Origin of the sequence: Methylobacterium fujisawaense, assembly GCF_014138435.1 — a bacterium.
Lineage (GTDB): Bacteria > Pseudomonadota > Alphaproteobacteria > Rhizobiales > Beijerinckiaceae > Methylobacterium > Methylobacterium fujisawaense.
Genome location: NZ_JACJIM010000004.1, coordinates 538,609 through 560,567, shown reverse-complemented (window position 1 = coordinate 560,567; position 21,959 = coordinate 538,609). Strand labels below are relative to the sequence as shown.

At 68.7% G+C, this 21,959-nt stretch carries 16 protein-coding genes and 1 pseudogene; 2 read left to right on the top strand and 15 right to left on the bottom strand.

Going from position 1 to position 21,959, the window contains the following annotated elements; genetic code table 11:
- Positions 1 to 161: 161 nt before the first annotated feature.
- The 6 genes from GGQ91_RS15215 to GGQ91_RS15190 all read right to left on the bottom strand — a co-directional run bounded on the left by GGQ91_RS15215 (position 162) and on the right by GGQ91_RS15190 (position 12,348).
- Complete coding sequence (locus GGQ91_RS15215) at positions 162 to 3,323, bottom strand: efflux RND transporter permease subunit (protein ID WP_182592305.1); 3,162 nt, start codon at positions 3,321 to 3,323, stop codon at positions 162 to 164.
- 21 nt (positions 3,324 to 3,344) lie between these two features.
- Positions 3,345 to 4,511, bottom strand: coding sequence for an efflux RND transporter periplasmic adaptor subunit (locus GGQ91_RS15210; protein ID WP_179696608.1), 1,167 nt, complete (start codon positions 4,509 to 4,511; stop codon positions 3,345 to 3,347).
- A 25-nt stretch (positions 4,512 to 4,536) separates the two neighbouring features.
- Complete coding sequence (locus GGQ91_RS15205) at positions 4,537 to 6,345, bottom strand: ABC transporter ATP-binding protein (RefSeq protein WP_182592304.1); 1,809 nt, start codon at positions 6,343 to 6,345, stop codon at positions 4,537 to 4,539.
- 18 nt (positions 6,346 to 6,363) lie between these two features.
- Positions 6,364 to 6,960: a TetR/AcrR family transcriptional regulator gene (locus GGQ91_RS15200; RefSeq protein WP_043757309.1), complete on the bottom strand. Its 597-nt coding sequence runs from the start codon at positions 6,958 to 6,960 to the stop codon at positions 6,364 to 6,366.
- A 773-nt stretch (positions 6,961 to 7,733) separates the two neighbouring features.
- Positions 7,734 to 9,425, bottom strand: coding sequence for a methyl-accepting chemotaxis protein (locus GGQ91_RS15195; protein WP_182592303.1), 1,692 nt, complete (start codon positions 9,423 to 9,425; stop codon positions 7,734 to 7,736).
- A 724-nt stretch (positions 9,426 to 10,149) separates the two neighbouring features.
- A complete protein-coding gene (locus tag GGQ91_RS15190; protein WP_182592302.1) occupies positions 10,150 to 12,348 on the bottom strand; it encodes a putative bifunctional diguanylate cyclase/phosphodiesterase in 2,199 nt (732 codons plus the stop codon).
- Positions 12,349 to 13,516: 1,168 nt separating this feature from the next.
- On the opposite strand from GGQ91_RS15190, the gene GGQ91_RS15185 reads away from it, so the two are divergent.
- Together GGQ91_RS15185 and GGQ91_RS15180 are read left to right on the top strand one after the other, a co-directional pair.
- Positions 13,517 to 14,980 carry a methyl-accepting chemotaxis protein gene (locus GGQ91_RS15185; protein ID WP_053608518.1) on the top strand — a complete coding sequence of 488 codons (1,464 nt, stop codon included), beginning with the start codon at positions 13,517 to 13,519 and terminating at the stop codon, positions 14,978 to 14,980.
- A 798-nt stretch (positions 14,981 to 15,778) separates the two neighbouring features.
- Positions 15,779 to 16,051 carry a hypothetical protein gene (locus GGQ91_RS15180; protein ID WP_374701287.1) on the top strand — a complete coding sequence of 91 codons (273 nt, stop codon included), beginning with the start codon at positions 15,779 to 15,781 and terminating at the stop codon, positions 16,049 to 16,051.
- Positions 16,052 to 16,385: 334 nt separating this feature from the next.
- Here GGQ91_RS15180 and GGQ91_RS15175 read toward each other — a convergent pair whose 3' ends face one another.
- The 9 genes and pseudogenes from GGQ91_RS15175 to GGQ91_RS28595 form a co-directional block, all read right to left on the bottom strand.
- The gene (locus GGQ91_RS15175; protein ID WP_182592301.1) at positions 16,386 to 18,026 is read right to left on the bottom strand and encodes a LysM peptidoglycan-binding domain-containing protein; all 1,641 of its coding nucleotides are present in this window, start codon (positions 18,024 to 18,026) and stop codon (positions 16,386 to 16,388) included.
- 102 nt (positions 18,027 to 18,128) lie between these two features.
- On the bottom strand, positions 18,129 to 18,608 hold the full coding sequence (locus GGQ91_RS15170) for a YidB family protein (protein ID WP_043346035.1): 480 nt from the start codon (positions 18,606 to 18,608) through the stop codon (positions 18,129 to 18,131).
- Between the two features lie 177 nt (positions 18,609 to 18,785).
- A complete protein-coding gene (locus GGQ91_RS15165) occupies positions 18,786 to 19,169 on the bottom strand; it encodes a CsbD family protein (RefSeq protein ID WP_053608516.1) in 384 nt (127 codons plus the stop codon).
- Positions 19,170 to 19,242: 73 nt separating this feature from the next.
- On the bottom strand, positions 19,243 to 19,446 hold the full coding sequence (locus tag GGQ91_RS15160) for a CsbD family protein (RefSeq protein ID WP_182592300.1): 204 nt from the start codon (positions 19,444 to 19,446) through the stop codon (positions 19,243 to 19,245).
- Between the two features lie 82 nt (positions 19,447 to 19,528).
- Positions 19,529 to 20,452, bottom strand: coding sequence for a PhnA-like protein (locus tag GGQ91_RS15155; RefSeq protein ID WP_075380196.1), 924 nt, complete (start codon positions 20,450 to 20,452; stop codon positions 19,529 to 19,531).
- A gap of 46 nt (positions 20,453 to 20,498) precedes the next feature.
- The gene (locus tag GGQ91_RS15150; RefSeq protein ID WP_043346042.1) at positions 20,499 to 21,005 is read right to left on the bottom strand and encodes a CsbD family protein; all 507 of its coding nucleotides are present in this window, start codon (positions 21,003 to 21,005) and stop codon (positions 20,499 to 20,501) included.
- A 67-nt stretch (positions 21,006 to 21,072) separates the two neighbouring features.
- On the bottom strand, positions 21,073 to 21,246 hold the full coding sequence (locus GGQ91_RS15145; RefSeq protein WP_081948643.1) for a CsbD family protein: 174 nt from the start codon (positions 21,244 to 21,246) through the stop codon (positions 21,073 to 21,075).
- Between the two features lie 93 nt (positions 21,247 to 21,339).
- Positions 21,340 to 21,528 (bottom strand): LuxR C-terminal-related transcriptional regulator, encoded by a 189-nt coding sequence (locus GGQ91_RS28600; RefSeq protein WP_374701288.1) that lies wholly within the window; start codon positions 21,526 to 21,528, stop codon positions 21,340 to 21,342.
- A 75-nt stretch (positions 21,529 to 21,603) separates the two neighbouring features.
- Positions 21,604 to 21,810, bottom strand: a pseudogene (locus GGQ91_RS28595) (helix-turn-helix transcriptional regulator); the annotation flags it as partial.
- Positions 21,811 to 21,959: the final 149 nt, after the last annotated feature.

Sequence of the window (21,959 nt, the reverse complement as noted above, 5' to 3'; positions counted from 1 at the left end):
GCCGGATCGCCGGTGCGCGCAAGACCTGTCGTTCGGCTTGCGCCCATACCGGACACTCTAGTCGTCCAAATCACAGCCCCGGAGCAGACGGCACGATAGGTGGAGGTCACGGTGCCGGACAGCGCCTCATTGCGCGGGGGCCCGATCCCGATTGATCGCCCTCAGGGCACGGGGATGCCGCGCCGCCCGGGTGCGACCGGCCGGTCGGGATCGACCTGCCGTCGGCCGGCTGCCCGAGATCCGAATGCCCGCCCGATCAGGACGTAGAAGAGCGGCGTGACGAAGACCGCCAGCACGGTCGCCGTGACCATGCCGCCGAGTACGCCCGTCCCGATAGCCCGCTGGCTGTTCATACTGGCCCCGGTCGCGACGGCGAGCGGCACGACGCCGAGAATGAAGGCAAACGAGGTCATCACGATGGGGCGGAAGCGCAGCTGGCACGCCTCCAGCGCCGCCTCCTTCACCGATACGCCTTTCGCCACGAGATCCTTGGCCACCTCGATGATGAGGATCGCGTTCTTCGCGGTCAGGCCGATCACCGTGATCAGGCCGACCTTGAAGTAGACGTCGTTCGGCATGTCGCGCATGAGCATCGCGAAGACCGCACCGACCACGCCGGTCGGTACCACGAGCAGCACGGCGAGGGGGATCGACCAGCTCTCGTAGAGCGCAGCGAGGCAGAGGAAGACGCAGACCAGGGCCAGCGCGAGCAGGTAGATGGCCTGGGACCCCGATAGCTTCTCCTGTAGCGACTGCCCGGTCCAGGCGAAGTCGAACCCCGGCGGGAGTTGCCCGGCGAGGCGTTCCATCTCGGCCATCGCGTCGCCACTGGCGTAGCCCGGCGCGGCACTGCCGGAGATCTTGATGCTCGGGTAGCCGTTGAAGCCCACGACCTGCGACGGTCCCATCGTCCACTCCACCCGGGCGAAGGATTGCAGCGGCACCATCTGCCCCTTGGCGTTGCGGACGTTCAGGTCGAGCAGGTCCTCCGCCTTCATGCGCCGGGACGCCTCGGCCTGGACGATGACCCGCTGCATCCGCGCCTGGTTCGGGAAGTCGTTGACGTAGGCCGAGCCGAGGCTCGTCGAGAGCGCGTCGTTGATGTCGGCGAAGGTCACGCCGAGCGCGTTGGCCTTCTGCCGGTCGAGGATGAGCTCGATCTGCGGTGCGGTCGGCAGGCCCTCGACATAGACGCCCTGCAGGATCGGGCTCCGGCTCGCCGCCTTCAGCAACTGGTCGCGCGCGGCCGCCAGCGCCGCATGGCCCTGCTGGCCCTTGTCCTGGAGGCGGAAGGCGAAGCCGCTGGAATTGCCCAGCGAGTCGATGGCGGGCGGCGACAGCGACATGGCGATGGCGTCGGGCAGGCCGCCGAGGGCGGCGTTGGCGCGGGCCGTGATGGCGTCGGCGCCGTCGTCCGGCCCGCGCTCGCCCCAGGGCTTCAGTCCGACGAAGTTGAGGGCCGCGTTCTGTCCCTGGCCCGAGAAGCCGAATCCGAGAAGCAGCGTCTGGCTGTCGATGCCGGGCTCTTTGGCGAAGTGCTCCTCGATCCGCTTGGCCACGTCGAGGGTGCGGCCGGTGGCCGATTCCGGCGGCGTCTGCGCGTCGACGATGACGTAGCCCTGGTCCTCGATGGGCAGGAAGCTTCCCGGCATGCGCAGGTAGCCCCAACCGAGGGCGGCGACGAGGAGGGCGTAGACGAGCAGCGCCCGCACGGGCCGGCGCAGCACGCTAGCCACACCCGACCGATAGGCTTCCGTGCCGGAGCGGAAGCGGCGGTCGAACCAGCCGAAGAAGCCGCGCTTGTCGTGGCCGTGACCCTTCTCGACGGGCTTCAGCAGCGTGGCGCAGAGGGCGGGTGTCAGGGACAGGGCCAGGAAGGCCGAGAAGGCGATGGAGGTCGCCATGCTCACGGCGAACTGCCGGTAGATGACCCCGACCGAGCCCGGGAAGAAGGCGAGCGGCACGAAGACGGCGATCAGAACCGCGGTGATGCCGACGATGGCGCCGGTGATCTGACCCATGGCTTTCCGGGTCGCCTCCCGCGGCGGCAGTCCCTCCTCGGCCATGATGCGCTCGACGTTCTCGACCACGACGATGGCGTCGTCGACGAGGATGCCGATGGCCAGCACCATGCCGAACATGGTCAGCACGTTGATCGAGAAACCGGCGACGAGCAGCACGCCGCAGGTGCCGAGCAACGCCACCGGCACGACGATGGTCGGGATGAGCGTGTAGCGGACGTTCTGCAGGAACAGGAACATCACGGCGAAGACGAGCGCCATCGCCTCGGCGAGCGTCACCAGCACCTTCCTGATCGACGCCTCGACAAATGGCGTGGTGTCGTAGGGCACCGTCACCCGCACGTTTACCGGAAGGGTCCGCTGCAGCTGGGCGAGCTTTGCCCGCACGCCGTTGGCGGCGGCGAGCGCGTTGGCGCCCGGGGCGAGCTGAATGCCGATGCCGGCGGCGGGTCGCCCGTCGAGGCGGGTCTGCATCGCGTAGGACTGGCCGCCGAGTTCGACCTCGGCCACGTCGCGCAGGCGCACGAGCGAGCCGTCGGGGTTGGCGCGCAGCACGATCTCCCCGAACTCGGCGGGCGTGGTGAGTTGCCCCTTCACCAGCACGTTGGCGGCGATGCGCTGGTCCGGCGTCGCCGGCTGCGCGCCAACGATGCCGGAGGCGACCTGCGCGTTCTGCGCGCCGACGGCGGCCGTCACGTCACTTGGCGTCATCCCGAACCCGACAAGCTTGACCGGGTCGATCCAGATCCGCAGCGCCTTCTCGGAGGAGAACAGGGTGGCGCGGCCGACGCCCGGCACCCGCCGCAACTCGCCGAGCAGGCGGCGGGCGGCGATGTCGCCGAGGTCGGTCTCGCTGAGGGAGCCGTCCTTGGAGGAGACGGTGACGAACTGGAGGAAGCTGGTGCTGGCCTCCTCGACGGTGACGCCCTGCTGGGTCACCGCCCGGGGCAGGCGCGCCTCGATACGCTTGATCCGGTTCTGCACCGCCACGGTGGCCTTCGACGGGTCCGAGCCCGGCGCGAAGGAGGCCGTGATCTGCGCCATGCCGGAGGTGTCGCTGGTGCTCTCGAAATACATCAGCCCCGGGATGCCGTTGAGCTCCTCCTCGATGATGCGGGTGACGCCGTCGTAGAGCCGCTCGGGCGGGGCGCCCGGGTAGGTCGCGGTCACCTGGATCGTGACCGGGGCCACGTCCGGGTATTGCGAGACCGGCAGGGCGGCGATGGAGATCGCGCCCACCAGCATGATGAAGATGGAGATCGCCCAGGCGAAGATCGGGCGCGCGATGAAGAAGCGGCTCATGTCGGTTCGATCCCGGCGACGTCAGGGCTTGGTGGCGGCGGCCGTCCGGGCGGCCTGCCAAGGCATGGGGTTCACCGCCATGCCGGGCTGCAGCCTCTGAAAGCCCTCGACCACGACGGTGTCCCCGGCCCTGAGGCCCTCCTCGACGACCCAGCCGGAGTCCGTCAGCGCCCCCGCCCTGACGGGGCGCAGGGCGGCCGTCCTGTCCTCACCGACGACGTAGACCTGCGCGACGCCGGCGCTGCTGCGCTGGATGGCCTGGGCCGGGACGATGACCGCGCCCGGCAATTCCCCCTGCGCGACGCGGACGCGGACGTAGGTGCCCGGCAGCAGGGCGACCTTCGGGTTGGGGAAGCTCGCCCGCAGCGAGACCTGCCCGGTGCCGGGGTCGACGCTCACATCCGTGAACAGCAGACGCCCGGCGTCGGGGTGGAGCGAGCCGTCCGGCAGGACCAGGCGTACCTTCGTCTCCCCCTGTCCCGGACCGAGGCCGGCGAGCCGCCCGGCGTCGGCGGCGGAAGCGTTGAAGTCGGCGAAGATCGGGTCGACCTGCTGGATCAGCGCGAGCTTCGTCGCTTCGCCCTGGCCCACGAGGGCGCCCTCCGTGACCATGGCCCGGCCGATGCGGCCGGCGATGGGCGCGCGGACGGTCGCGTAGTCGAGGTCGATCCGGGCCCGAGCGAGTTGCGCCTTCGCGCTCGCGACGTCGGCCTCGGCCTGCCGCAGGGCGGCGGTGGTGATGTCGTGCTGGGCGGTGCTGGCCGCCTGGCGCTCCAGCAGCGTCTCGGTGCGTTCCGATTGCCGCAGTGCCTGCACTCGCGTGGCCTCGGCCCGGTCGAGGGCGGCGGACTTGGCATCGACCTCGGCCCGGTACACGGCGGGGTCGATGCGGAACAGGACGTCGCCCTTCCTGACGAGGCTGCCTTCCTCGAAGGCGCGCTCCTGGATGATGCCGGCGACCTGAGCCCTGACCTCGGCGACCCGCGTCGAGACGAGGCGCCCCGGCAGGTCGAGGGTGCGCGGCACCGTCGCCGCCTCGGCCGTGACGGTCGAGACATCGGGGGGCGAACCCGCGATTCCGGAACCGCCCGCCGCCTGGCCGTCCGCCGCCGGCTTGCAGCCTTGCAGGATGAGGGCGACCGCGAGGGCGAGGGCCGGCATCCGCCGCATGTGTGTGCTCGGAGACATGGAATCCGTCCGTGGGTCGAGTCCGTCAGGCCGCCTTGCGCACGAGGCGCGCGTAGGCGCCGTCGCGGGCGAGCAGGGCTTCGTGCGTCCCGCACTCGACCACCGTCCCCCGGTCGAGCACGACGATCTGGTCGGCGCGGCGCACGGTCGAGAGGCGGTGGGCGATGGTGATGGTCGTACGGGGCTTGGCCGGGCGGGCGAGGGCCTCGACCATCGCCCGTTCCGTCGCCGTATCGAGGGCGCTCGTCGCCTCGTCGAGCAGCAGCACGCGCGGGTCGCGCAGGATCGTCCGGGCCAGCGAGAGGCGCTGCCTCTCGCCGCCCGAGAAGCGGTGACCCCGCTCGCCCACGGCGGTGTCGTACCCGTCGGGGAGCGCCGCGATCAGGTCGTGCAGTTGGGCGATGCGCGCCGCCTCGACCATCTCGGCCACCGTCGCCTCGGGCCGGGCGAACAGCAGGTTCTCCGCGACGCTGGCATGGAGGAGGAACGGGTCCTGCGTCACCACACCGAGGATGTCGGAGAGCGAACGCGCGCTCAGGTCGCGCACGTCGACGCCGTCATAGAGCACGGCGCCCGCGTCGACGTCGTAGAGGCGTGCCAGGAGATAGCCGAGGGTCGACTTGCCCGAGCCGGTCGCGCCGACGATGGCGGTGTGCGAGCCGGCAGGGATGTCCACCGTGACGCCGCGGAGCGTGGCGGGTCCCGACCGGTCGTAGGAAAACGTCACGCCGTCGAGGCGCACGTGGCCGGCGACCCGCGCGGGTTCGAGGATGACGGGATCGGGCCGCTCGGTGATCCCGGCCGGCTTGTCGAGGTACTCGAAGATGCGCGCGAACAGCGCCCGCGTCTTCCGGACCTCGACGCCCGTGCGCAGCACCTCCTCCAGCGGGAACAGCATCTGCTCCTGCAGCGCGATCATGGCGACGAGCGTGCCGACCGTCATGGCCGTCCCGGCGTTCATCATCCAGCCGCCGAGGAACAGGGTCAGGGCCGGCAGGGCCTGCAGAACGAGATCGATGACCGACCACTGCCACTGGCCCGCGGTGTGCGAGCGGACCTCCAGGGTCGCCACCTCGCGCGAGGCCCGCGCGAAACGCTGCGCCAGGTGCGGCGTGCGCCCCATCGTGCGGGCGAGGACGATGCCCGAGACCGACAGGGACTCCTGCACCGCCGCGGTCATCTCGGCGATCCGCTCCTGCTGCGCGTAGGTGGTCTCCTCGCGCATCCGACCGACGCGGTTGCTGATCCAGGTCGCCAACGGCAGAACCAGGAACGAGAACAGGGCAAGCCGCCACTCCAGCAAGAGCATGGCGGCCGCGGTCATCGCGACAGCGCTGGCGTTGCGCGTCGCTTCGCCCGCGGTGTGCGTGACCAGCGCCTGGAGGGCGCCGATGTCGCTCGCGATGCGCGCCTGGATGTCCCCGCCCCGGGTCGCCGTGAAGAAGCCGAGCGGCAGCGACTGGAGGTGGGCGTACACGCGGACCCGGAGGTCGTGCATCAGCGTCTGCCCGACTTTCGCGGTGACGAGGGCTTGGAGCACGCCGATGCCGGCTGCCAGCGCGGCGAGGCCGACGAGGCTCCCCGCGAGCAGCCCGAGCAGGCGCACGTCGCCCCGCGGCAGCGCGACGTCGATGATCTCCCGGAGCAGGAACGGGGCGGCGAGCCCCGCCGCCGTCGCGAGCGCGATCAGCCCGAGGACGAGCGCGATCCGGCCCGCGTAGGGGCGGAACAGACCGAGGACGCGCCCAGCGGAAACGTGCCGGGCGGCCAGGTCGCCGTATCCCGTGAGGTCATCCGGCCCGTCCGTCCCGTGGGCGGGGGCGAATCCGTGCATCGAAGTCGATCCCATCGCTCAGCCCCTGTCCCCGCCCGAGGCTGGCTTCGGTTCGGCCAGGGTCATCGCGATGAGCCGTGCGCGGAGCGCGCCGAGTTCCGGCACCGGGTCGGTCGGCTTCTCGCGCACGAGGTAGGCGATCCATGCGCCGTCGGCGGCGAGCCGAACGAACTCCAAATCGGCGTCCCCGTCGGTATCCCGGTGGCGGTGAAGGCGCTCCGCGAACCAGTCCGACACCATCCGGCGCAAGGTGGGCTCGGCGAGAATCGAGATGTGTAGGGCAGCCCACTGGCCGCCCTCGGTGATCATCGGGTCGTGCAGGGTGATGTCGACGTAAGCCCGCGTGTACCGCCCGTACGGACGAGGATCCTTCGCCATGGCGGCGTCGATATCTGCGTCAAGCTGCGCGATGAGGTCGGCGACGACGCCCTCGACCAGCGCCTGCTTGCTTGGGAAGTGGTGGAACAGCGCCCCCTTGGTCACGCCGGCGGCGTGGCTGACCGCCTGCACCGTGACGGCGGCCAAGCCCTGTTCCAGCGCGAGCTTGGCGGCGCAATCGAGGAGCGTCCGCCGGACGAGCTCTGGCTGCTTCTTGCGGTTGTAGGCGGTCGCCATGCCCCCTCCTTGACGCACGGCAAATCGGCGCCGCCTCAAAGATACCTACCCAACGGTATCTTTCAAGTCGAGTGCTCCATCCAGTGCTTCCCAAGGCTTCCCCCTCGGCGAGCGAGCCTGCCGATGTTCGCACTGCGTGACGTGACGAGGAGTTTTTAAAGCCCACCCGACTGCATCCAGCCGGTATCTTCTGGCGTCCGGAAGCCGCCGAGTGGCTCGGATCGGCCATTTTTTGGCGCGTCAGGTTTCCGGCCAAGCTGCGCGGTAGTTGCCGGAGCAGATGAGCCAGAGGACGCAGTCAACTGCCTCCTGGGGTTGTGTCGCCTGTCGGTTCTGGCCTGTCGCTCGCTGTTGCAGCAGCAGTCCTCGTGAGGGGGGGACGGGATGCTGACGCAGTCCATCACAGGGATGACACGGCGGCGCTGGCAGGCTGACCGGCCGTTTGAAGGGCACACCAAGGCAAGCCTACAGCGGAAGCTCAAAAACCCGGCCGTGCGTGTTACCGATAGGGAGCAGGTGCACCAAAAGATCGACGCTTCGCGAGCGGGACCCGATCTCCACGTAGCGCGTCCTGGTCCGCGCTGCTCTTCGGCGTCCGTGTCCGCTTTCGAAACTAAAACATAATGATCCAAGCGGCCGGGTCGGGTTGGGTCGGGAGCGAGAGGACGGCTTGAGGTGGTTTTCTGCCCGTCCGCTTCCGCTCGAAGATGAGGCGGAAGCGGACGTTCAGGGATTCGGTCGGCCTCTTACGTGCTCGCGACGAGAGGCTCGTCTCAGGCGGCACGCACGGTTGCGAGGAAGCGGCTGACCTCGGCGCCGAGATACTCGGATTGCCGCGACAGCTCCGAGGCCGCCGACAGGACCTGCGAGGCCGCCGCCCCCGTCTCCTCCGACGCCTGCGCTACGCCGGCGATGTTGCCCGTCACCTCGTTGGTGCCGGTCGAGGCCTGCGCAACGTTGCGCACGATCTCCTGGGTCGCCGCACCCTGCTCCTCGACGGCGGCGGCGATCGAGGTGGCGACGCCGCTGATCTCGCGGATCCGCCCGGTGATGCCCGCGATCGACGTGACCGCCTGGCCGGTCGAAGCCTGGATCTGGGCGATCTGCCCCGAGATCTCGTGCGTGGCCCTGGCGGTCTGCTCGGCCAGCGCCTTCACCTCGGAGGCGACCACCGCGAAGCCCTTACCCGCAGCCCCGGCCCGCGCCGCCTCGATGGTGGCGTTGAGGGCGAGAAGATTGGTCTGGCCGGCGATGTTCGAGATCAGGCTGACGACGTCGCCGATGCGGGAGACGGCGGCGCTGAGTTCCTGCACGCGCAGGCCGGTCTGATCGGCCTCGCTCACCGCGAGATGGGCGAGGCTGGCCGACCCCTGCACTTGGCGGGCGATCTCCTGCACCGACGAGCCGAGTTCCTCGGCCGCCGCCGCCACCGTGCTGACGTTGGAGGCGGCCTCCTCGGCCGCCGCCGCCACGGTCGTCGACTGGCTGGCGGTCTCGGTGGCCGTGGCGGTCATCGCCTGCGCGGTCGCCTGCAGCTCGGTCGCGGAGGACGACACCGTGCCGATGATCCCGCCGACCGCGGCCTCGAAGCCGTCGGCCATCTGCCGCATGCCGGCCTTGCGCTGCTCTTCGAGGGCCGAGCGCGTCTGCGCGGTCTCCTCTTCGAGCCGGCGCGTGCGGATCAGGTTGTCCTTGAACACCTGAACGGCCGCCGCCATCGCGCCGATCTCGTCGCGGCGCGCGCGGTGGGGCACCGCGCCGCTCGTATCGCCCGCGGCGAGGATCGTCATCGTGCCGGTCATCGCCTGGATCGGGCGGGACACGCGCAGCAGCACGAAGGCGGTCGCGCCGCAGGCCGCCAGCAAGCTCAGCACAATCGAGAGATAAGCCGTCACGGTCGCGGAATCCGTCGCCGCCATGGCGCTGTCCGCATCCGCGCGCGCGCCGCGCTCGTTCAGGGCGACATCCTTGACCAGGGTGTCGCGCGCGGCGTTGTAGAGGTCGATGTTGGCCGGGTCGGCCATGAGCCGGGCACCGTCGGCGCTCTGGCCTGCCTCCGCCAGGCGCGCCGCCTCGCGGCCGACGGTCTGGTAGCGCTCCCAGGTGGCGCCGAACGCGTCGTAGAGAGCCCGCTCCTCGGCGGACGAGATCAGGGGCTCGTAGGTCGTCCGGGCGGCCGCGAGCGCCACGACGGCCTCATCGATCTGCCGCGCGTTCTCGGCCCGCTGCTCGGGGCTGCCGGACAGGGTCAGAGTCCGCAACTGCTTGATGCGCACGTCCGCGGCCGCGGCGCGGATGTTGGTGATCGCCACGACGGAGGGGAGCCAGTTCGTGGCGACGCCCGTGACGTTGGCCCGGATGCCCGAGAGCGTCAGAGTCGTGAGAACGGCTTGGCCGGCGCACAGGAGCGCGAGGAGGCCGAAGGCGGCGAGGAGTGACGCTTTGACTGTCAGGTGAAGGCGCATGATCCGGTCCTGGACGGGGCACCCCGCACGGCCGCCCAGCGCCTGCCGGAGTGGAGGCGGTGACGCGGCCACACGGGCAAGATGGGGGAGCCTGGATCGGCTTCCCGCCCTCACAGGCAGCCCACCAAGCAACCTGCTCTTCGCCGGGAGAGCCTTAATATTTATATTCGAACCGGCTATAGGTTGCTTCTTCGGCGATCAACCAATGGTGATTGACCCCGTCAATGTCCTGCACTCAGATCTTATTAGATCCATCAGAAGTTGTTACCCGTGGAGCCGCGAATCGACGCGCAACCGTCATCCGATCGGCGCTCGTGCGCGTCTAGGGGATGAAGCTGCACCTTAGCGTCGAAGCAGTCGGTCATGTGCCGGCATCAAGCGTCCGCTTGAGGAGTGCCTGACCGGCAGCTTGAATGCCTCCACTGGGCCGGAAGCGGGAGGGCCTCTCAGGATGGGTTCGGGACGATCCGCTCCCCGTTCTGTCTGGGGCGTAAGCGGACGCCCTTCAGACGTGCGCGGTTTATCGCGTCGGCCGAACGGCAGCGCGGGCGGTTGCACGGAAGCGTGCAACCGCGTCACCGACAGACTTGGACCGGCGCGACAGCACCGAGTCTGCCGACAGGATGGCCTGCCGCCGACCTCGTTTCTTCCGACGCCTGCGCGCCGTCAGCGATGGTGTGGAGCGCAGCATCCCTGCCGGGTGAGGCCTGCGCGACGCAAGGCATCAACGGGCAGTCAATGCGGCCGGCATGTCTTCCCTGATCCTCAGCCCGAACCGATTGGCAAAGATGTCAGCCGGCATCGGCTTGCCGAATAGGTAACCCTGCCCCTCTTGGCAGCCCTTCGTCCGCAGGCGCGTGTACTCCGCCTCGGTCTCGATTCCTTCGGCGATCACGTCCAGCTTGAAGCCGTGGCCAAGCTGCAGGATCGCCCGCACGATCGTCATGTCCTGATGCGATGCCAGCTTTCCCGTGACGAATGAGCGGTCGATTTTTAAGCGTGTCAGCGGGAAGCGCTTCAGCAGGCTGAGGGAGGCGTAGCCGGTGCCGTAATCGTCGAAGGCGATGCCGACCCCGACCTCGCGGAGGTTGCGCAGCGCGACGACCAGTTGCGCGTCGTGGCGCAGCACGATGTTCTCTGTAATTTCCAGTTCGAGACCGTCTGCCTGCAGTCCGCTTTCGGCCAGAGCGACTTGAACCGTCTCGGCGAGGTCCCCGCGCTGCACCTGGGCACTGCATAGGTTCACGCCGATCCGGAAGCGTGCGGCGCCCACTGCGCGCCACGCCACGGCCTGTCGGCAAGCGGTGCGCAGCACCCAGTCACCGACTTGTGCGGCGTAGCGACTCTTGTCCAACACGTCCAGAAACGCCCCGGGCGCGAGGAGGCCGCGCTCGGGATGCTGCCAGCGGATCAGCGCCTCGGCGCCGGTCAGTGCTCCGTCCCGCATGCGGACCTGCGGCTGATAGAACAGCACGAACTCGTCATTCTCCACGGCACGGCCGAGCTCGTCCCGCAGCGTACGCGTGCGCTGGGCCCGCTCTCGGAGCATGGGGGCGAACAACCTGTAGCAATGTCGCCCCTCGCTCTTGGCTTGGTACAAAGCAAGATCCGCACAGGAGAGGAGATCGTCGGCATTCTCGCCATGGGCCGGCGCGAGGGCGATGCCGACGCTCGTACCGACCCGGAGGGTCTGCCCCGCGTGCTCGAACGGCTCCGCGACCGCCGTGATGATCGCTTCGGCGACCGCGGCCGCACGCAGAGGATCCCCGATGTCAGGCATGATGAGCACGAACTCGTCACCGCCCAGCCGGGAGACCGTGTCGATGGGGCGCACGCAGGCCAGCAAGCGTGCAGCCATCGCCTTGAGGGCGGCGTCGCCCGTGGCATGCCCGTGGCTGTCGTTGATCTCCTTGAAGCCGTCGAGGTCGAACATCAGCACGGAGACGGCCCGCATGGCCGTGACGATCTCGGTCAACCGCTCGCGCAGCACGGCCCGGTTGGGCAGTTCGGTCAGGGGATCCAGATGGGCGAGGCGGAACAGGCGCTCCTCGTTGGCGCGCCGCTCGCGAATGTCGCGGATGATCGCGCCGAAAGCGGGTTGTCCCTGCTCCTCCCAGCGCGACAGCGACAGCTCGATCGGGAATTCCGTCCCGTCGCGGTGCCGCGCGGGCAACTCGACGGTCTTGCCGAGGAGACGGGGTTCACCGCCGGCGGCGATCCGGTGCAGACCGCCGTCATGGCCCCTGCGCATGCGCTCGGGCACGACCAGATCGATCGATTGCCCGACCGCCTCGGTGGCACAGTAGCCGAACAAGCCTTCGGCGGCATCGTTCCAGAAGGTGATATGGCCCGCAGCGTCCGCGCAGACGATGCCGTTCGGCGAGGTGGATGCAATCTGGAGGAAGCGCGCGTGACTTGCCTGCTCGGCAACCTGCAGCCGCCGCAGTTCCATGCGGTCGAGGGCGAGGTCCGCCAGATTCCGCAGGATCGTCTGATCCGCGGCGGAGAAGCCGTGATGTGGCCGCGTATCGACGAGACACAATGTGCCGACGGCGTGGCCCGACGGTGCGACGAGCGGGATCCCGGCGTAGAAGCGAATATATGGCGGTCCAACAACCAGCGGATTGTCGCAAAAGCGTGGGTCGAGGGTGGCATCGAGGACAACGAGAGTGTCGCGCTGCGCGATGGTATGGGAGCAGAACGCGACCTCCCGGTCCGTCTCACACAGGTCAAGGCCGACCTTGGCGTGAAAGATCTGCCGGCTGCGGTCGACCAGTGAAACAAAGGCGGTAGGGACGTCGAACAGGCGGGTGGCCAAGCTGACGATCTGCGTGAAGGCAGGTGCCGGCACCGTATCGACGAGATCATACGCGGCGAGTGCTGCCACGCGGTCGTCTTCTTCGATGAGGACAGGTGGCCTCATAATGGTTTCCGAGTGTGTGTTCGTCTGTTTCTAATTTAAAATTGTTAAAAAAATACCTAAGGTAGGCAGCGCCGCGAGTGTCGCGGACGCTGTAGCGGTCGCAGAATTGCCTCCAGGACTTTTGCATCAATCGGTATAAAGCTTGAATTTTTCAGAAATAGGTCAATTTTGATTCAACAAGCTGGCGAATGATCTAATGCATGTTAGGTCATGACCCCTTCAGTGAATCATTTCGACGATGGCAATCGGCGCTTGCGAGCCGCCGAAACCTCGCTCCACGGTGCATCGGATACCTCCCGAGAGGATAGAATCCGCACGCCGTTTCGTAGCCCTTCCTCCATCAGTCTGCCGGAGTTGTCGGTGGTCTAGCGGGGCGTCTGCTCACGGAAACGACAGGGAGCCGTCGGGGCGGCCGGGTTGGGTCGGACACGGGACGGCCGCTCAGGGTGATTTCTGCCGGTCCGGTTCTGAGCGCGACGGCATCGAAGCGGATGTTGCCGCTCGCCCACTAAAAGCCTGCCCCGATGATCAGAAGATCAGATTACGGACAGCCCGATCCCGACTGTGCTCGATCGAGACTGAGGCTGACTTCCGAAATACCAAAGAAGCAACGGAGAGAGTCGACAGGCCTGTTTGACCCAACCCGATCACGGAAATTTGAACCACACTACTTGTAGTAGACTTGGTAAACACCCAAGAGGTCCAAGAATATAGTTTTATAAAGGCTTTATATAAGATTTTGGGGCGATAGGGGCGAAAGAATCTCTACGACCCATACATGAAAGAGAATGACGCAGGCTCGGCCGATTTTTGACCCGCCCGGACGACCCATTCGACCGAGAGGCGCAAACAGCATCCTCGTCGGCGGCTTCATCCTTCTCTGTGGGCTCGGCCCTGCCACCCTGTCGCTCAGCCCGCGGCACGATGAGCCTGTCGCGGTCTTACGCCTCAGCCCTGATGAACTGACGCCTGCGGCGATCGCTGGTGTCGACGTTCGGATTCTGTGGATGTCGCCGCGCGGGCACATCCTGATCCTCAGCTCTGCCCCACCGAATCTTGTGTGGGCGCTCTACCGAGAGGGCGCGACCCTTGTCGTTGCAGCTACCGCGGTGAGCGGCTGCTTGCCCAAGGCCTCTGCGTCATCATCCACGATTGGAACTCACCAGCTATGACGCCTGTCAGTAACCTCGCGGCGCTGCGCCACGCCTTCATGCCTGTGATGCTTGGGGGGCTGGGCCTGCTCTATATCGTGGCCGTCCTCACGGCCTGGGCCACGGACGCCAATCTTGCTGCTGCGGCTGCTTTTGGAGGCGCACTGATCGTCGTTGTCGGACTGGTCGCACGCGTCAATGGCCCAGCGGCGATCACACGCCAGCTCTCTTCCGCTGCAGCCATGTCGCTCGTTGGCTTGGTGGTGTTCGGCACGGCAGGAACGCATCTGCAAATCGACATGCACATGCTGTTCTTCGCTGCTCTCGCCGTCGTGGCCGGCTGGTGTTGCTGGAGCGCCATCCTTGCAGCCACGGGTGTGGTCGCTATCCATCATCTCGCTCTGAACGTGCTCTATCCGGCAGCCGTATTTCCGGACGGCGCTGATTACACCCGCGTCGTCATCCATGCCGTGATCCTTCTTGTCGAGGCCGGCGCGCTCATGCTGGCGGTCAATCAATTGGCGAAGGCGATGACGGCATCCGAGCATGCCACGGCGGAAGCCACGCGCAACGCTGAACTCACCCGGAAACTTGCTGAGGCGCAGGCTGTCGAGAACGAACTCAAGTTGCGCCGGGTGAGCGTGCTGGCCGTGATGATGACGGAGTTCGAGCACAACGTCTCCGCCCTTGTTCAGGGGCTGGCAGGCGCGGCCACCGAAATGGAGGCCACCGCGAACGCTATGGCGGTTACGGCTGCCGAAACCACAGAGCAGACTGTGGCCGCCGCCGGCTCGGCGCTCCAGACGTCGGTCAACGTCCAAACAGTCGCCGCAGCCAGCGAGGAGATGTCCGCGTCCGTGCAGGAGATCGTCCAGCAGGTCGGCCATTCAGCCGGTGTCGCCTATCAGGGCGTCGACAAGGCGAAGCAAACGGACCTTACAGTTCAGAAGCTTACCGTCAGCGCCGAGCGCATCAGCTCAGTCGTGTCGGTAATCTCCAACATCGCGTCGCAGACCAATCTGCTGGCGCTCAACGCCACGATCGAGGCGGCACGCGCTGGCGAGGCTGGGAAAGGCTTCGCCGTCGTCGCCGCGGAGGTAAAGCACTTGGCTGGTCAGACCACGAAGGCAACCGGTGAGATCGGTGAGCAGGTCGCCGAGATCCAAGCCGTGACGCATCAAGCGGTCTTGGACATCCAGGACCTGGAACGCGTCATCGGCGAGATCTCAGACACATCCATTGGGATCGCAGCAGCAATGGAGCAGCAGGGCGCCACGACGCAGGAGATCGCGCGGAATGTGGCTCATGCCGCGCAGGGGACGAGCCTCGTGACGGCGGCCATGACCAACGTGCGCGAGGGTGCAGGCCAGACGAGCGCCGCGGCAACTCAGGTGCTCGGTGCGGCCCGGGAGCTTGCACATCATGCGGAGAACCTGACGCAGGAAGTCTCGCGCTTCCTGGCAGGCGTGAAGGCCGCCTGATCTGCGCTCACTGATGGTGTCCGATGTCTCGCGCTGTTTGTTTCGAGACGACAAGTTGAAGTCGGCTCCCACCCCGAGCCGAAATTGCCGGACGGCCGACGAAGGGCTGCTTACGGGAAGGGCGCATGGCGCTCGATCGGCGACGGGTTTTCGCTCTTGGAGAAACGTGAGCGGGAATTCGGCGCCTTCGCTCGCCTGCAGGCACTGGTGGCCACGAAGGATTTCGCGGCGGGGCACGACAGCGAACGCGATGCACGCCTGAAACGCGAAGGCTTCAGCTTGACGGAGCGTGGAACCATCCGGCGGTGCGTCGAGAACGGTTCTCTGCGTGATCTCGGGCGCTCGGACGAGACCGGTCGGCAGCGCATCCACGCCGTGGCTCTGCGGTATGGCGACCAACGCGGAGGAGGGCGCGAACGGCTTCGAGCTCCGGCACACCCCCTGCTCGGCCGACCAGATCTCCGTCGTCCTCCGTCAGGTCGTCCGGAGCCGCCGGAGGATCAGGTCGGGCGGCCGGCCCATGTCGGCAGGCCAGGCCGGTCGCGTCACGAAGACCTGACGCGGCGAACGCCCAGGACAGGAGCAACCCTCTCTTCCATCGACGGCTCGCCTCCGTTCAAGCAATGTTCATTTTCGTCATCGCGGAGCATCGACGCGAACGGATCGTCATTCTGTAGTATGCCTCGGAAATTCAAGTGGTGAAATTCATGGAAATTTGCACCACGGCATCTTCATGACGCGCTCTGAATACCCAAATCGTCGTTGCGGCCACGGAGATGCCGCGGAGGGAAGATTATCATGATGAAGCGTGTCGCTGTGGCCGCTGTGGCGGCGAGTGCCCTTCTGGCCGCCGGTCAGGCGGCCGAGGCGAAGGGCTGCATCAAGGGTGCCATCGTCGGCGGCATCGCCGGCCATTATGCCGGGCACGGCGTCCTCGGCGCCGTCGGTGGCTGCGCCGCCGGCCGCGCCTTGGCCAACCGCCAGGCCGAGCGCCAGCGGGCAGCCCCGTCCGTGAATACCGGCGGCCGGGTGCGCCCCTCTCAGGGCGCCGGCGGCTACGTCAGCTACTGAACCGGAGTCGGCGCCGCGCCAGCGCGGCGCCGCACGGGCGCGGCCTCGCTCTGCAACACGCAGGCGGCTGGAGCATCGACAAGATGCGTCCATCGCACGCGCCCGGACCGTCGAAGCCGACAGAGAGGCGCCAGGGGCCGGCACGGAGTGCTCGGCAGCGCCTGTCGATGCCATCCGGCCCTGTCACGTCGCACAGGTCCGATTGGTCGCTGTATCGGACCGGCCTAGCGGCGTCATAGCCGTCCCGAACCGAGGTTGACCCGCCGCCCAGACGAACCCGGACAACCCCGCCCACGCGGCGAAACCAGTCTTCGCAGCGTGGGAGATGACCTAGTCAGTCGCGCTTGCCGGTCTGGCCGGCGTCGACGACGTCCTTGTCCGGGAGCACGAGGACCTGTCCGGGATAGATGAGGTCCGGATCGCGGACTTGGTCCTGGTTGGCGTCGAAGATCAGCGTGTAGCGTTCGCCCTCGCCGTAGGTCCGGCGGCTGATCGTCCAAAGATTGTCGCCGCGCACGATGCGGGCTGTCTCGATCCGGGGGACGTAGACTTCGGCCGAGTCCGCCATGGCCCCGGACGGAACGTCAGCCGCCAAGCTGCCGGTGCCGGTGGGTCGCGCCGGGTCCGCGCGCAGCGCCGCGGCATCTCCGGGGGGCCCTCGCTCCGACGGGTTTGGCACGGTGGTCTGCGGAACTCCGCCCTGTTGGGTCGCCGCGTATTCCACCCCCTCGTCGTGGCCGGCACCGGGCGCCGTGAACGGCACCTCTGCCCGATCCCGGACCTTGCCCGTCACGGGATCGACCAGATCGAGCCGGACCCTGTATTTGCCGGGCTTCACGCCCTGGCCGATGGTGAATGTCACGGTGCCGTCGCGGCCCACCGTTGCCGGGGCGACCGGCGAATCGTTCAGGTAGAGCCGCAGGCTGGCCCCGGGGGCTGCCCGTCCGGTGACGAAGAGCTTGCCTCCGTCCTGGGCATCGATGCTGACGACCTTGGGCGATGCCGTCGTCGCGTCGGCGACGGGCTTCTCGGCCGGGCGAGCCCCTCGGGGTGTGGGATCGGTCGGCGACGTCGCCCCGCCTGCTCGGCGCGCGCCGGTCCCGATACCCGTCGTCGGGATGCCGGCATCGGCGCCCGGCTCGTCTCGCCCGGCGTTCGGCGCATCCCGACCCGGCACCGTCGTGGGAGCCGGGTTACCCGGGGCCGGGCCATCCGGCCGGGACAGGACCTGGGTCGGCGCGTCGGGCGACGACAGGGCGACGAGGGGTCTGGCATCCCGGGCCGGCGCGACCACCACCGCGACGCGGGTCGACGACCGTTGCGTGTCGCCCTTCGCATCCGTCGCACGCAGCCCGATCTCGCTGCTCCCGGCCGGGAGGGGCGGTGGCGTGAGGGTGAAGTGCCCTCCGGCATCGGCCTGCGCGCGCGCCACGGGTTGGCCATCGACGAGCACCTCGACGGACGCGTTCGGCGCCGCCCGTCCGGCGATCACGGCGTCGCCGTTCGGCTCGACGCGCACGACGTCGAACCCCGGCGCGGCCGATGCCGACGGGCGCGAAGGCGGACGGTTGGCCGGTGGGCCGGACTCTTCGCGCGTCCGCGCCGACTGGGTCGTCCTCTCGTCCGCTTGGCTCGGCGTGCGGGCGGTCCCGGCGTCGGCCGGCGGCAGGGCGGCGAGCGGCTGGCCCGCGCCGTCCGGCGCGCGAGCCCCGACCCCGAAGGTCGCGTCATGGCGCTCGTAGACGAGCCCGGCCAGCCCCGTCAGGATCAACAGGCACACGAGCCCGATAGCCAGCCCCCGCCCGCCGCCGGTCGTGCGGGGGGCCGGCACGGGAGCCGCAACCGGGACCGGGACCGCGGTCCGTTGCATGAGGCGTGTCCGCGGGCGCCGGCCGAGCAGGGCCACGACCACCCCGAGGCCGGCAAGCGCGGCGATGAGCGCCGTGATGAGGATGCGACGCAGGGCGGTGATCATGGCGTGACGGTTCCCCCGCATCGTGCAAGCTGCCGCCTGATGCCGGCCCTGGTCGGCTGCCCGACCGCCCCATGGGACGACCGGGACGTTCGGGTCCCGCTGTCAGGCGAAGCGGCGGCCGTCCGTCGCGTAGCGGTCGATGGCCGACGGCAGTTCGCGCGACAGGCGCGAAAGGATCTCCGAGCGGCTCAGGCCGGTCTGCTGGGTGAGGTGCTCCAGGGTCAGCGGGCCGATGGCGCGCTCCAGGTCCGGCTCGGCGATGTCGCGGTTGGCACCCTGATTGACCCAGGACTTCGCCGTCTCGCCGTGGCCGCCCTTGGTGAAGTGCTCGACGAGCTCGGCCAACCCGCTGGCCAACAGGCCGCCGACCCCGGCCGAGCCGACCCCGCCGAGCACGCGCTCGAGGTTGGAGGGAGCCGCGGACCCGGTCGCCGGGGAGGTCCGCGCCACCGGCGGCACGACCGACCCATGGGCGTCCCGGGCGGGGGTGCCGAGCCACTCCGCGATCTTGTCCCTGTTCTGGTAGCCCGCCACCGCGAGCAGGCCCAGCAGGGCGGTCATCGAGGGGTATCCCTTGCTCATGTCGCGTCCTTTCCGTGATGGATCGGCAGAAATCGCCGGGCTTGGCGGTCAGTAGCCGCGACGTGGCGGCGTGGTCGCCCGGCCGGTGACGCGGCGCGTGACGAAGGCGATCACGCGCGGCAGCAGGAAGGCGGTCAGAAGCTTGCGGATCATCGGGATCTCCAGGTTGGCGCGGTGTCAGCGCGAGGAACGGGCGAGCCAGCCGAGCGCGAAGGCCACGCCGACGAAGGCGAGCAGCGTCGTGGTGCGGTTGGCATCGGCATAGCGGATCGCGCGGCGGCCGTGGGTCTGCACCCGGCGGCGGGCCTCCTGGGCGACATGGCGGCCGTCCTCGACGAGGTCGTCGGCGCGCTCCCAGACCTCGTGAGCGAGGTGACGGCCGTCCTCGGCGAGGTCCTCGGCCCGGTCGCGGGCGCGGCCGTAGGCGTATTGTGCGCCGCCGGCCACTTGATTGGCGGCGCCGCGCACTTGGCGGATCGGATCACCGGTCAGGCCGCCGACGGCGGTCTGGGCGCGACCCTGGAGGTGACGGGACGCGCCACGAATCTGGTCGCGGTTCATGGTTCACTCCTCTGCTCATCGGACACGGCTCTCTCGGGCGGCGCCGGCCGTACCGGCGCCGCTGGAGTCGCGATCAGTGCTTGCCGGTGACCTTGTCGGCGAGGTTCTTGGCGCCGTCCTTGACGTCGCCCACGGTCTTCTGCGCCTCGCCCTTCAGCTCCTGCGCCTTGCCCTCGGCCACGAGCTTGTCGTTGCCTGTCACGTTGCCGACGCTCTGCTTGACGTTGCCGACGGCCTCGTTGGCCAGACCCTTGAGCTTGTCGGTGGTGCTGCTCATCGTGCGCTCCTGCTTCGCGAGTGAGGCCGGATGCTCCGGCCGGTGAAGACCCCCGCCCGTGGGCGGGGGCCGGTGAAGGGGTTCAGACGCGGCGGGCGTCGTAGGAGGAGAGGAGCGTCGCCGGCTTCGGGGCGCCGAGGCGACCGCCGAAGAAGGCCGCCAGCGCGCCGAGGATCAGGGCGATGGCAGCGTAGAACGCGCCCTGGGTGGCGGCCGACTTGGCCGTCACGGCCGCGGCCTCAGCCTTCTGCTTGGCGGTGGCCACCGCCTGCTCGTACTGCTTCTGGTAGTCGTCGATCTGCGCCTTGGCCTGGTCGGGCGAGATACCCTGGGCCTTGGCCAGCGCGTCGGCGGCGCGGTTCTTGGCCTGCTCCTTCTGGGCGGGGTCACCGGTCAGCACGGCGCGCACCGCCGCCACCGCGGCATCACGAGCCGCCTGCGGGTCCTGGCCGGCGGCCTGCTGGCGGACCTTGTCCTCGATGCCGTCCAGCGGGTTCGAGATCTTCGACAGCGACGGCGCCGCCGCCTGGGCCGCCGTCTGCACGGTGCCGCCCACGAGGTTGCCCGCGCCGCCGAGCGCCCCCGAGACCGTGCTCAGCGTGCCGCCGACCAAGCCGCTGGCGGCCGAGGTCAGCAGGTAGAGCACGACCAGCGTCGTCACCGCCCAGGAGACGAGACCGTGCAGGGCGGCGGCGCCCGGCAGGGGCTTGCCCGAGAGCCGGCCCGCGATCAGCCCGCCGGCCAGCGAGGCGACGATGCCCGAGGCCACGAACCAGATGCCGGCGCCCATCGAGACGGTGGAGGCCGACGGGTTGTCGGCGGCGGTGGTGCCGACGGAGGCCAGGCCCACCCCGACGCCGACGAGGTTCACGATGACCTGGGTCACCAGGGCGGTGACGGCGCCGGCGAAGATGGCCCCCCAGGACACTTGGTTGAGCAGCACGGCACGCGTGTCGGCCTGCGTGGCTGTCGTGGCGAGGGGGGAAGCGGTCGTCTGGATGGTCACTCTTTCACTCCGGGTCTTGGGTCGTTCGAAGTCGTGGGTCGGCGGCTCAGTCGCGGGTGCCCGAGACGAGCAGGCCGAGGCCGAAGCCGACGGCGCCGGCGATCAGCAGGGAGGCGAGGGGGTACTCGGCGACCTGGCCGCTCACACCGCCTTGGCCATGGCGCAGGGCGCGAGCGCCGCGCTCGTAAGCGTCTTCCGCGTAATCGGAGGCGTCGTCGGCGGCGCGGCGCACGGAGCGACGGGCCCGGTCGAAGTGATCCTCGGCGGCGCCCTGCGCGCGGCGCGCCCGATCCTCGACGTCGTCGGAGCCGACGAGGCCGCCCACGGTCTCGCGAATTCGGCCGCCGATATCGCGGGCGGTGTCGGCGACGTGCTCGGCCGCGTCACGCACGGTGTCCTTGGCCTGGCCGTAGAGGTTCTCGGCCTGGCCGGCCGCCTCGCGGGCGCGCCCCTCGACCGAGTCCCGCCGCGAGCCGGTCAGATCGCCCACCGCGCCCTGCACCTTGCCGCCGATTTCCTTGGCGGCGCCCGTGATCCGATCCGTGTCAACCATGTCGTTCTCCTTGCGTGATAATGGTGTGGGTCGGCGCCTCCGCGTCGGGGCGCCGGTCGAATTCGCGTCAGTCCCCACCCGGCTTGGCGGGCTGGATCCCGACGGACTTGGCGGCGCGGGCCTCGCGCTTCTGCCGTCGCCCCTCGGCCTCGACCCGGATGTCGCCGGTGAGCTTGCCGAGGGCTTCTTTGACCGAGCCCTTGAGGTGCTCGGCGGAAGTGGAACTCCTGTCTTCGGCCATGGGTGCTCCGTCGTGTTCGAGAAAACCCTGCACCGACGATGAGATGATCGTCCCGTCTCCGTGTTCAATGAGCAAATTATACCAGTACGGTAATCATTTTGCTCCAGAGACTTGTATCGGAAATCCGTTTCCTCGACCCCAGACGACCGCCTCCGACCCTTTGCGGACGCCGATCTTGCGGTGGATCGCGGCGTCGTGATTGCGTGAGAGGTTGAGCGTGCGGGCGTTGGCTGCGTTATTCCGGCCCGCGCAGACGAGGTTCAGGATCTGGCGCTCGCGCACCGTCAGGTTGACGGCGGATATCTTCGCCCGACCGACCTCCCGCCTTCGCAGGTTGGCGAGATTCTCGATGGCGCCACGGTCGCTGCGGTCGCGCAGGCAGAACCGGTCCCGGTACGCGTCCATGGTCGGCCCGAGCTCGTTCAGGCTCTCGGCGCCCTGCATCGCCGGTGCGGCCGCGTTGGCACACCACGCCATGGCCCGGTCGGGCTCGACGAGGATCTCGCCCTCACTCAGGCCGGCGATGATGGGCCGGAGTTCATGCCTGTCGACGTCCGCCGTCACCGCTTCCCAACCCCGTCCCGCGCTCACTGCCCCTCCGGCAGCCGGGCACAAACGGGTTGCGCACAAGCAGGTTCCAAAATTTATGTTATTATCCCGGTACGCACGTATCATTGACGCGGGGATTTGCGACTCAAGATTGATGCACATCG

Bases quoted from the DNA above. Each gene is read 5' to 3' on its own strand.
- GGQ91_RS15215 (WP_182592305.1), bottom strand. From the start codon at position 3,323: ATGAGCCGCTTCTTCATCGCGCGCCCGATCTTCGCCTGGGCGATCTCC.
- GGQ91_RS15210 (WP_179696608.1), bottom strand. From the start codon at position 4,511: ATGTCTCCGAGCACACACATGCGGCGGATGCCGGCCCTCGCCCTCGCG.
- GGQ91_RS15205 (WP_182592304.1), bottom strand. From the start codon at position 6,345: ATGCACGGATTCGCCCCCGCCCACGGGACGGACGGGCCGGATGACCTC.
- GGQ91_RS15200 (WP_043757309.1), bottom strand. From the start codon at position 6,960: ATGGCGACCGCCTACAACCGCAAGAAGCAGCCAGAGCTCGTCCGGCGG.
- GGQ91_RS15195 (WP_182592303.1), bottom strand. From the start codon at position 9,425: ATGCGCCTTCACCTGACAGTCAAAGCGTCACTCCTCGCCGCCTTCGGC.
- GGQ91_RS15190 (WP_182592302.1), bottom strand. From the start codon at position 12,348: ATGAGGCCACCTGTCCTCATCGAAGAAGACGACCGCGTGGCAGCACTC.
- GGQ91_RS15185 (WP_053608518.1), top strand. From the start codon at position 13,517: ATGACGCCTGTCAGTAACCTCGCGGCGCTGCGCCACGCCTTCATGCCT.
- GGQ91_RS15180 (WP_374701287.1), top strand. From the start codon at position 15,779: ATGATGAAGCGTGTCGCTGTGGCCGCTGTGGCGGCGAGTGCCCTTCTG.
- GGQ91_RS15175 (WP_182592301.1), bottom strand. From the start codon at position 18,026: ATGATCACCGCCCTGCGTCGCATCCTCATCACGGCGCTCATCGCCGCG.
- GGQ91_RS15170 (WP_043346035.1), bottom strand. From the start codon at position 18,608: ATGAGCAAGGGATACCCCTCGATGACCGCCCTGCTGGGCCTGCTCGCG.
- GGQ91_RS15165 (WP_053608516.1), bottom strand. From the start codon at position 19,169: ATGAACCGCGACCAGATTCGTGGCGCGTCCCGTCACCTCCAGGGTCGC.
- GGQ91_RS15160 (WP_182592300.1), bottom strand. From the start codon at position 19,446: ATGAGCAGCACCACCGACAAGCTCAAGGGTCTGGCCAACGAGGCCGTC.
- GGQ91_RS15150 (WP_043346042.1), bottom strand. From the start codon at position 21,005: ATGGTTGACACGGATCGGATCACGGGCGCCGCCAAGGAAATCGGCGGC.
- GGQ91_RS15145 (WP_081948643.1), bottom strand. From the start codon at position 21,246: ATGGCCGAAGACAGGAGTTCCACTTCCGCCGAGCACCTCAAGGGCTCG.